Source organism: Nocardioides sp. (assembly GCF_041600255.1).
Classification (GTDB): Bacteria; Actinomycetota; Actinomycetes; order Propionibacteriales; family Nocardioidaceae; genus Nocardioides.
Map to the genome: position 1 here is coordinate 1 of NZ_JBFIKK010000120.1, position 9779 is coordinate 9779.

General features: G+C 72.2%; 9 protein-coding genes and 1 pseudogene. 7 read left to right on the top strand and 3 right to left on the bottom strand.

The features are described 5' to 3' along the window. Positions 1-130 (top strand): annotated as a pseudogene (locus ABZE72_RS13260) (allophanate hydrolase subunit 2 family protein); the annotation flags it as partial. A 5-nt stretch (positions 131-135) separates the two neighbouring features. Further along, on the top strand, positions 136-1356 hold the full coding sequence (locus tag ABZE72_RS13265; RefSeq protein WP_372729508.1) for a Kelch repeat-containing protein: 1221 nt from the start codon (positions 136-138) through the stop codon (positions 1354-1356). Here ABZE72_RS13265 and ABZE72_RS13270 read toward each other — a convergent pair. Continuing rightward, complete coding sequence (locus ABZE72_RS13270; protein ID WP_372729509.1) at positions 1271-2635, bottom strand: DNA polymerase IV; 1365 nt, start codon at positions 2633-2635, stop codon at positions 1271-1273. The genes ABZE72_RS13265 and ABZE72_RS13270 overlap by 86 nt on opposite strands. 183 nt (positions 2636-2818) lie before the next feature. On the opposite strand from ABZE72_RS13270, the gene ABZE72_RS13275 reads away from it, so the two are divergent. Both ABZE72_RS13275 and ABZE72_RS13280 read left to right on the top strand, forming a co-directional pair. Then, positions 2819-3811, top strand: coding sequence for a DUF4192 domain-containing protein (locus ABZE72_RS13275; protein WP_372729510.1), 993 nt, complete (start codon positions 2819-2821; stop codon positions 3809-3811). A 39-nt stretch (positions 3812-3850) separates the two neighbouring features. Continuing rightward, positions 3851-5314, top strand: coding sequence for a glutamate--cysteine ligase (locus tag ABZE72_RS13280; protein WP_372729511.1), 1464 nt, complete (start codon positions 3851-3853; stop codon positions 5312-5314). Between the two features lie 6 nt (positions 5315-5320). Here ABZE72_RS13280 and ABZE72_RS13285 read toward each other — a convergent pair whose 3' ends face one another. After that, positions 5321-5737 carry a hypothetical protein gene (locus ABZE72_RS13285; RefSeq protein ID WP_372729512.1) on the bottom strand — a complete coding sequence of 139 codons (417 nt, stop codon included), beginning with the start codon at positions 5735-5737 and terminating at the stop codon, positions 5321-5323. Positions 5738-5870: 133 nt separating this feature from the next. Here ABZE72_RS13285 and ABZE72_RS13290 point away from each other — a divergent pair, with 133 nt between their 5' ends. Next, positions 5871-6272 (top strand): universal stress protein, encoded by a 402-nt coding sequence (locus ABZE72_RS13290; protein WP_372729513.1) that lies wholly within the window; start codon positions 5871-5873, stop codon positions 6270-6272. Between the two features lie 29 nt (positions 6273-6301). Here ABZE72_RS13290 and ABZE72_RS13295 read toward each other — a convergent pair whose 3' ends face one another. Then, positions 6302-6892 carry a TetR/AcrR family transcriptional regulator gene (locus ABZE72_RS13295; RefSeq protein ID WP_372729514.1) on the bottom strand — a complete coding sequence of 197 codons (591 nt, stop codon included), beginning with the start codon at positions 6890-6892 and terminating at the stop codon, positions 6302-6304. A 178-nt stretch (positions 6893-7070) separates the two neighbouring features. On the opposite strand from ABZE72_RS13295, the gene ABZE72_RS13300 reads away from it, so the two are divergent. Beyond that, complete coding sequence (locus ABZE72_RS13300) at positions 7071-9314, top strand: MMPL family transporter (RefSeq protein ID WP_372729515.1); 2244 nt, start codon at positions 7071-7073, stop codon at positions 9312-9314. A gap of 48 nt (positions 9315-9362) precedes the next feature. Beyond that, positions 9363-9779: HhH-GPD-type base excision DNA repair protein (locus ABZE72_RS13305; RefSeq protein ID WP_372729516.1), on the top strand; the 417-nt coding region annotated here is incomplete at its 3' end.

The window sequence follows — 9779 nt, forward strand, 5'->3', positions numbered from 1 at the left end:
CCACCCGACGACCGGGGGCTACCCCGTGGTGGCCGTGGTCCGCGAGGAAGACCTGTGGCAGTGCGCGCAGCGGCGACCCGGTGAGCGGGTCCGGTTCCGCCTCGACCCCGAAGCGCTGTGCGCAGGGTGAGCCCGGTGCCTCCTCGAGCTCGCCTGCGGGTGCGGATCGTGACCGTGGTGCTGACCGCCGTGGCCCTGGTGCCGGGGGTGGTCTCCTGCACCGGTCCGCCACAGCCGGACTCGTCTGCGCCGGACCCCTCGGCAGGAGCCCGCGCCGAGGAGCTGCGGTTGCTGCAGCCGCGGGCCGTGCACCGGGCCGTGCCGCTGACGGACGGCTCGGTGCTGGTGCTGGGCGGGTGCACGACCCCTGGGTGCGGCGGCTTCGAGGCGGGCCGTCGGACCGAGCTCTTCCGGCCCGGGCGAGGGTTCGTGGCCGGTCCGGCGATGGCGCTGGGTCGGGCCGGCGGCACGGCCACCCGGTTGCTCGACGGCCGGGTGCTGGTCACCGGAGGTCATCTCGGCGAGGGAGCGGGGCCGACCGGCTCGGTCGAGATCTTCGATCCCGCAGCCGGGCGGTTCACCGTCAGCGGTGATCTCGAGGTGGCCCGGGCGGACCACAGCGCCTCGTTGCTCGCCGACGGGCGGGTGCTGCTCGCCGGCGGCTTCGACGCCACCGGCGCGGCACTGGCGAGCACCGAGGTCTTCGATCCGACGACCGGCACGCTCCGGGCCGGGCCGGCGCTGAGCAGCCCGCGAGCGGCCCATGTCGGCGTGGTCCTGGGTGACACGGTGCTGCTGGTCGGGGGCACCCGGGGCAGTAGGGCACTGGACTCGACCGAGGTCCTGCGTGGTGGGGCCTGGGGTCCCGGACCGGAGTTGGGCACGCCTCGGGTGAAGATGGGCGTCGCGGCGCTCGACGACGTGCGCGCCCTGGTCGTCGGCGGCGCCAGGACCACCGAGGGGCGTCGCCGGCTGGCGACCACCGAGATCGTGGACCTGACCGAGCCACGGGCGCTCGCCGGGCCGAGCATGTCCGCGGGCGAGTTCAAGCTGGACGGTGCCATGACGTCCCTCGCGGACGGCAGGGTCGTGATCGCGAGCGGCTCCGCGCTGGAGGTCTTCGATCCCGACGACACGACCATGACCCGCACCGATGTCGACCTGCCCGGCGGTCGGTCGTTCCGCACGGTGACCGCCCTGACGGACGGCTCCGTGCTGGTGGCTGGCGGGTACGACGAGCAGATCCGGCCCAGCGATGCCGCCCGGGTGGTCAGGATCCCGGCCCGGGCTCCTCGATCGACGGCTCCTGGATCGACGGCTCCTCGATCGTCGGCTCCTCGCGCTGCCACACGCTGAGGGCGGGGTCGTCGACGGGGTAGGAGCGCACCGGACCGGCCGGGGTCTCGGCCGTCTCGAACCGGACCGTGACCACGCCGCGCCCCGAGCCCCAGACCCAGCCACGGCCCAGCTCGGCGTGCACGACGTCCATGCCGGGCGACCAGGCGCCTCGCCGTACCGAGGGGGGCTCGACGACCTCGGGCAGGTCCTCGGCCTCGTCGGCGGTCTCGCCGAAGAGGTCCTCCTGGATCCAGTCGGCCAGCCCGGAGACCCCGACCCCGAGGAGGCGGACACCGCCGGAGGTGTCGAGATCGGTCAGCAGGGTGCGGGCGAGCCGGGCGATCGTGGCGGTGCTGTCGGTGGGCGAGGCCAGCGTGTTCGACCGACTGAGCGTGGTGAAGTCGTGCAGGCGCACCTTGATCGTCACGGTGCGACCCGACAGACCGTGCTTGCGCAGCCGGGCAGCCACCTCGCCGGCCTGGCGGGTCAGCAGGGCCTCCATCAGCTTCCGGTCGGTCAGGTCGGTGTCGTAGGTGCCCTCGACGGAGACCGACTTGGCCTCACGCTCCGAGACGACGACCCGGTCGTCCTCGGCGCGGGCGAGGTGGAACAGGCCGGTGCCGTGGGCCTTGCCGACCAGCCCGACGAGCTCGTCGAGGCTGACCAGCTCGAGGTCGGACACCGTGTGGATGCCCGCCCGGCGCAGGCGTTCCGCCGTGGCGGGACCGACCCCGGGGATGACCGTGACGTTCATCGGCCGCAGCAGCTCCACCTCGGTGCCGGGCGCCACCACCACCAGGCCGTCGGGCTTGTCGAGGTCGCTGGCGACCTTGGCGATGAACTTGGAGGTGCCCAGGCCCACCGAGGCCGTCAGCCCACCGGTGGCCTCGTGCACCCGGGCGCGCAACTCCTGGGCGAAGGCCGTCACGGTGGGCAGCTCAAGATCGGGGAGGTTCGCCTGCTGGAGGTCGACGAAGGCCTCGTCGAGGGAGAGCGGCTCGACCAGCGGCGAGGCGGTGCGCAGCAGCTGCATGACCGCCCGGCTGGCCTCCCGGTAGGCGTCGAAGCGGCCGCCCAGGAACGCGGCGTGCGGGCACCGGGCCCGCGCCTCGCGGGTGGACATCGCCGAGCGCACGCCGTACCGCCGGGCCTCGTACGAGGCTGCCGCGACCACTCCTCGCCCGCCCACGCCGCCGACCACCACCGGCTTGCCGCGCAGCGAGGGCTTGTCGCGCTGCTCGACCGAGGCGAAGAACGCGTCGAGGTCGAGGTGCAGCACGGAGGCCGTCGTGCGCATTCAGCGAGCCTGGGGGGAGGCGGCTGCGTACGGAGTCGGCATGGCCGCAAACTACCGTTCCGGCCGGCCGGCGAGGTCGGCGCCGGCCAGTGTTCCTGCACAGGCAGGCTCTGCGCGCGGCCTCTCGACAGGTCGCGACCCGCTGCCCGGTGGCGGGGGGTGATCGCGGTGAGTCTGCTTCCCATGACCCACACCTCATCCACTCCTCCCGACCGTCCTGCCTCCTCCGACGCCGAGCCTCTCGTCGCCCGGAGTCCCGAGGACGTGATCGCCGCCGTCCCTCTGGTTTTGGGCTTCACACCCGAGCAGTCCGTGGTGATGTTGACCTTCGGCGCCGAGCACACCTTCCACGCCCGCGTCGACCTGGCCGAGGACGATGCGGACGTCCCCGACCTGGTCGCTGCCCTGCTCGGGCCGGCTCTCGTGCACGGCGTGCGACGGGTCGTCTTCGTCTTCTTCGCCGGCGACCACGATCTCGCCCGAGAGGTGTTCGCCTCCCTGGAGGACGCCTTCGAGTTCGACGGGATCGAGATCGTCGACGCCTTCCGTGCCGACGGTCGGCACTGGTTCCCGCTGGCCCATGAGCTCACCGGGCAACGCCCCCTGGGGCGTCCCTACGACCTGGCGTCCCATCGGTTCACCGCCGCTTCGGTCCTGCAGGGGCAGGTGACGCAGCAGACGCGCGGCGAGCTGGCTGCCGGTCTGGATCCCCAGCCAACGCAGGTCCGGGCGACCAGCCGAGCCCTGGCCGACCTGGCGCCCGCGCAGCCCAGTCGGGTCGAGGCGGCCTGGGCCGCCGAGCTGGTGGAGGAGCACGTCGCCACCGGCACTCCGCTCGACGTCGGGCAGGCTGCCCGGCTGTTGCGGGCGCTGCGCCAGCTCCCGGTCCGCGACGAGGTCTGGTCCGGCACGAGCCGGGTCACCGCGCGCGACCACGTCCGGTTCTGGACTGACCTGGTCCGTCGGGCGCCCGAGGAGTTCGTGGCCACCCCCGCGGCCCTGCTCGGCTTCACGGCGTGGCTGGCCGGCCAGGGGGCCCTCGCCTGGTGCGCGGTGGACCGCTGCCGGGCGGTCGCTCCCGAGCACGGACTGGCCCGCCTGGTGGCCGACGCGCTCGTGCACGCCGCACCGCCGGCCCTCTGGGAAGGCCCCTTCCGGACAGGTGAACCCGCCTGAGGGCTCCTCCGACTGGCCCGGGTGACCTAGGGTGCGGTCATGGGAGCAGAGGTCGAGGCACAGGAGTTCTCACGGGCCGACAGGACGCGTCACCGGGAGAAGGTGCGTCGCAACCTCGACGTGTTCGCCCGGATGTTGCGCGAGGCGCGCTTCGACACCGACGACCCGATGACCGGCCTCGAGGTCGAGATCAACCTCGTGGACGAGTTCGGCGATCCCGCCCTGAAGAACGCCGAGGCGCTCGCCGCCATCGCCCATCCCGACTTCCAGACCGAGCTCGGGCAGTTCAACATCGAGATCAACGTCCCTCCCGCGAAGCTGCGGGAGGGCGGGCTGACCACGTTCGAGGAGACGCTGCGGCGCGGTCTCAACCACGCGGAGCAGAAGTCGTCCGAGGTCGGCGCGCACCTGGTGATGATCGGGATCCTGCCCACCCTGGCCGAGGGACACATGGGCTTGGCGTCGCTGAGTGCGAATCCCCGCTATCGGCTGCTGAGTGAGCAGATCCTCAACGCCCGGGGTGAGGACATCCGGATCTCCATCTCCGGCCCCGAGCGGCTCGAGGCCACCGCGGACTCGATCGTGCCCGAGGCCGCCTGCACCAGCACGCAGTTCCACGTCCAGACCTCGCCGGACCAGTTCGCGGCGTACTGGAACGCCTCGCAGGTGATCGCCGGTCCCCAGCTCGCGGTCGGTGCCAACTCGCCGTACCTGCTGGGCAAGCAGCTGTGGCGCGAGACCCGCATCCCGCTCTTCGAGCAGGCCACCGACACTCGCAGCGAAGAGCTCAAGGCGCAGGGCGTGCGGCCCCGGGTGTGGTTCGGCGAGCGGTGGATCACCTCGGTCTTCGACCTCTTCGAGGAGAACGTCCGCTACTTCCCGGCGCTGCTGCCGGTGACCGAGGAGGAGGACCCGCTCGAGGTGCTCGAGGCCGGCGGCACGCCCCAACTCGTGGAGCTCCGCCTGCACAACGGCACCATCTACCGCTGGAACCGCCCGGTCTACGACATCGCCGACGGCGTCCCCCACCTGCGGGTGGAGAACCGCCTGCTGGCGGCCGGTCCGACCGTCGTCGACACCGTGGCCAACGCCGCCTTCTACTTCGGTCTCGTGCGCGCGGTGGCCGAGAGCGAGCGGCCGTTGTGGTCCCAGATGTCGTTCAGTGCCGCCGAGGAGAACTTCCACGTCGCCGCCCAGCAGGGGGTCGAGGCGCAGATCTACTGGCCCGGCGTCGGCCAGGTGCGCGCCACCGAGCTCATCCTGCGGCGGCTGCTGCCGATGGCCCACGAGGGCCTCGACGCGTGGGGCGTGGAGCCCGAGGTGCGCGACCGGCTGCTGGGCATCATCGAGCAGCGCTGCCTGACCGGGGTCACCGGCGCGGAGTGGTTCGTGCGCCGGATGGCGCAGCGCTCCGACCAGGACAGGTACGACGCCCTGCGCGCGACGCTGCTGGAGTACGCCCAAGGCATGCACACCAACGAGCCGGTCCACACCTGGGAGTGATCCGGCTCAGCGTGACCTGAGTCGGACCCAGGTGCGTCGCGCTCCCGACCGGGGGTCGCGCCAGCCGTGTCGGGTGACCACCACCATCCGCACGGGCGCTCCAGCCTCTGCGCACGCGGCGATCGTGGCCGCCAGCCAGCGGGCGTCGATGTCCTCGGGGTCCAGGGATCCCGATCGGGTGAGCCACACCAGCGGCCCGGGGGAGTGGCGCTCGGCTCGCCGGAGCAGGGCGGCCAGCACGTCGGTGGCCAGGGAGTGGTCGATCTCCTCGCCGGCCGGGAAGAGCTCCTGGTCGCCGCCGGGGGTGCCGACGTGGAGCAGGGGCGTGAACACCCGACGTCGCTCCGCGGAGGCCAGCTCGAGCACGGCGCGACGCAGGGTCGCCTGTTCGACAGGGGTGAGTGGTGTGTCGGATCCGTGCACGTGACCTCCGCCGCCACCCTGCCCGAGGGCGCTCGCACGACGCCGACGCTCTCCACAGGCTCCCGCCGGAGGCGTCGATTGGGTACGGTGCCGGTGGACCAGCCGGTCAGGACGTACGAGGACAGGAGACCCGATGGGGACCGTCGTAGTGGGGTACGTGCCCAAGGCCGAGGGACACGCAGCCCTCGTCAAGGGCATCGAGGAAGCGAAGCTGCGCGGCGTCAAGCTCGTCGTGGTCAACTCGCACCGGGGAGGCTCCGAGTTCGACGAGAGGGCTGCCGGGGTGGCCGAGCAGGAGATGAGCAAGGTCAAGGGGCTGCTCGACGGGTCCGGCGTCAACTACGACCTCCGTCAGCTGGTGCGCGGCTTCGAACCCGCCGAGGACCTGGCCAGCATCGCTCAGGAGAGCGATGCGGAGCTCATCGTGATCGGTCTGCGTCGACGTTCACCGGTGGGCAAGTTGATCCTGGGCAGCAATGCCCAGCGGATCCTCCTCGACGCCCACTGCCCGGTGCTGGCGGTCAAGGCCGACTGAGCTCGCCCGCGGGCGAGCAGGCGTCACGCTCAGCCGCGTCGGCGGGTGGCCTGGTAGCCGCGGATCAGGTGGTCGCCGATGGCCTGGAGCTCGGCTCGGAGTTCCTCGTCGGTGACCGAGATCTGCGCCATCACCGGACCGGTCAGGGCCTGGCTGATCGCAGCGCCCCAGATCCGCGCGGTGGAGTCGTCGACGCTCGAGACGAGCAGCGTGGTGATCCGTTCGGTCAGCGCCTGACCGGGCTCGAGCACCACCGGATGGGTCAGCGCTGCGACGTCGCGGCTGAGCCAGGAGGCCACCCGACGCTGGCGGATCAGGTAGTCGATGTACGTCGAGAGGGCCTGCTTGCGCCGGGCGCCCTCCCGTCGTACGGCCTCCGCCTCGGCCAGCACACGGGTCAGGTCGGCGAACGCCGGAGCGATCACCGCCTCCAGCAGCTCCTCCTTGGAGGGGAAGTGGTAGGTGACCGCGGCCTTGCTGACCCCGAGACGGTCGCCGATCATCTGCAGCGAGGTGCCGTTGTAGCCATGCTCGACGAACAGGTCGAGGGCGGCTTCGACGAACCGCTGGCTCGGCGCGACGACACCGTCGGTCGCGGTGGTGACGTGGGGGGCGGTCATCTGTCAACTCTAACCCGGGCGAGGCGTTGCGAGCATCATCCACGCTTGCCGACCGGTAAGGCTCGCCCTTGCCGACCGGTCAGGCGCCAACTTGACGATCGGTCAGTCGTCTTGGCAGAGTGGTCACTTGCCGAGCGGTCAGTCGATCCTCGGGACGAGTGCTCTGGAGACGACTGAGATGGCCACCTTCCTGTTCCGCGTCGGACGATTCGCCTTCGATCGGAGGGGCGTGGTGCTGGCGGCCTGGCTGTTGACCCTGGTCACGGTGGGCGCTCTGGCGGGCGCGTTCGCGAAGAGCGCGGACGCGCAGCTCAGCATCCCGGGCGTGGAGTCGGTCGAGGCCACCGAGTTGCTCCAGGAGCGGTTCGGTCAGGGGGCCGCCGGGGGAGCGACGGCCCGGATCGTCTTTGCCGCTCCCGAGGGTGAGTCGCTGGGCGACGACTCCTTCCGGTCGGCCGTGGCCGAGACCCTGGCGGACGCCGCGGGTGCCGAGCAGGTCGCCGCCGTGTCGGACCCGTTCGCGACCGGCGCGGTCTCGGCCGACGGACGGATCGCCTTCGCCACCGTCTCCTACGTCGTCCAGGTCGACTCGATCACGGACACCGCGCGCGAGCAGTTGCTGGCCGTCGGCGCCGACGCGCGCGCTGCCGGCCTCACCGTCGAGATCGGCGGCGAGGCGACCCTCGCCGAGGCCGCGCAGTCGGCCACCGAGGCGCTCGGCGTCCTGGTCGCCCTGCTCGTGCTCGCCGTCGCGTTCGGCTCCCTCCTCGCGGCCGGGCTGCCCCTGCTGACCGCGCTGATCGGCGTCGGGGTCGGGATGGCCGCCACCCTGGCCGTCTCCTCGATCGTCGAGCTGACCAGCACGGCGCCGACCCTCGGCCTGATGGTCGGCCTCGCGGTGGGCATCGACTACGCCCTGTTCATCTCGATCCGGCACAAGCAGAACCTCGCCGACGGCATGGAGCCGCGCCAGTCCGTGGCCATGGCCGTCGGCACGGCCGGCAGCGCGGTGGTCTTCGCCGGCGCGACCGTGATGATCGCGCTCGCCGGGCTCGCGGTCGTCGGCATCTCCTTCCTGACCACCATGGGCCTGGTCGCCGCCGGCATGGTGGCGGTCGCCGTACTCGTCGCCCTGACGCTGGTGCCCGCCCTCCTGGGGTTCGCCGGCGCGCGCTTCGACCGGTGGCCCGTGCCGGGGCTGCGTCGTCGCCAGGCGCGACTGGCCACCCGGCCCTCGGCCGGTGCCCGCTGGGCGAGCCTGGTCACCCGACGCCCCGTCGCCTTCCTGGTGGCGGCGCTGATCGGCACCGGTGCTCTCGCCGTACCCGCCCTGGACCTGACGCTCGGCCTTCCCGACGAGGGCAACCTGAGCGCCGAGGCGACCCAGCGCCAGGCCTACGACCTGCTCGCCGACGGGTTCGGCCCGGGCTTCAACGGACCGCTCACCGTGGTGGTGGACGCCGCCGGGGTGGCGGGCGCCGAGGCCGGACTCCTCGCCGCCCAGCGCGCCGGCGAGGAGATCGGCGCCCTGAGCGACGTCGTCCTGGTCAGCCCTGCCGTGCTCAGTCCCGCGGGGGACACGGCGATCCTGACGGTGATCCCGCGCAGCGGCCCGGCGGCCACCGACACCAAGGCGCTGGTCGAGGCGATCCGCGACCTGAAGCCGGCCGTGGCCGAGGCGACCGGCGGCGAGCTCTACGTCACCGGGAACACCGCCCTGGGCATCGACATCTCCGACCGGCTGACCAGTGCGCTCCCGCTGTTCCTGGTGGTGGTGGTCGGGCTGTCCCTGGTCCTGCTCACCCTGGCCTTCCGCTCGATCCTGGTCCCGATCAAGGCGACCGCCGGGTTCCTGGTCAGCCTCGCGGCCACCTTCGGCGCCCTGGTCGCGGTCTTCCAGTGGGGCTGGTTCACCGATCTGCTGGGAGTGGAGTCGACGGGTCCGATCATGAGCTTCCTGCCCATCCTGCTGGTGGGGCTGCTCTTCGGACTGGCGATGGACTACGAGGTCTTCCTGGTCAGCCGGATGCGGGAGGACTACGTGCACGGCGCGAGCCCGCAGGAGGCGGTGGTCGGAGGCTTCCGCCACGGAGCCCGCGTGGTCACCGCGGCCGCGCTGATCATGGCGGCGGTCTTCTCCGGGTTCATCCTCGGCGACGACGCCACGATCAAGTCGATCGGCTTCGCGCTCGCCTTCGGTGTCCTGATCGACGCCTTCGTCGTACGGATGACGATCGTGCCGGCCGTGATGGCGCTCCTGGGTCACCGCGCCTGGTACCTGCCGGCCTGGCTCGACCGGATCATGCCGGACGTCGACATCGAGGGCGCCCGGCTCGAGCGGGAGGATCGTGACCTGCCGGCCCCGGGGGCGGACGACCCGTCACCGGAGCGGGTGATGGTCGGGTCGGATGCCCGCGGCTGACGGATTTGCGGGTTCGTCCATGGCGCGCGTGGTCGGCATGATGGGCCCATGGCCATCCACATCACCGGCGACGCCGCCGCCGACCAGGTCCTGACCGAGAACCCCTTCGCGCTGCTGGTCGGGATGATGCTGGACCAGCAGTACCCGATGGAGCACGCCTTCCGGGGGCCGGCGAAGGTGCTGGAGCGCTTCGGCAGCCTCGACCCGGCCCGGATCGCCGCGGCCGACCCCGAGGAGTTCGCGGCCCTCTGTGCGACCACGCCCGCGATCCACCGCTTCCCGGGCTCGATGGCGGCGCGCCTGCAGGCCTTGGCTGCCGTGGTCGAGGAGCGCTACGACGGCGACGTGACCCGGCTCTGGACCGAGCCGAGCACTGGCAAGGAGCTGCTGGCGCGGGTGATGGAGCTGCCCGGGTTCGGCAAGCAGAAGTCGCAGATCTTCGTGGCCCTGCTGGCCAAGCAGCTC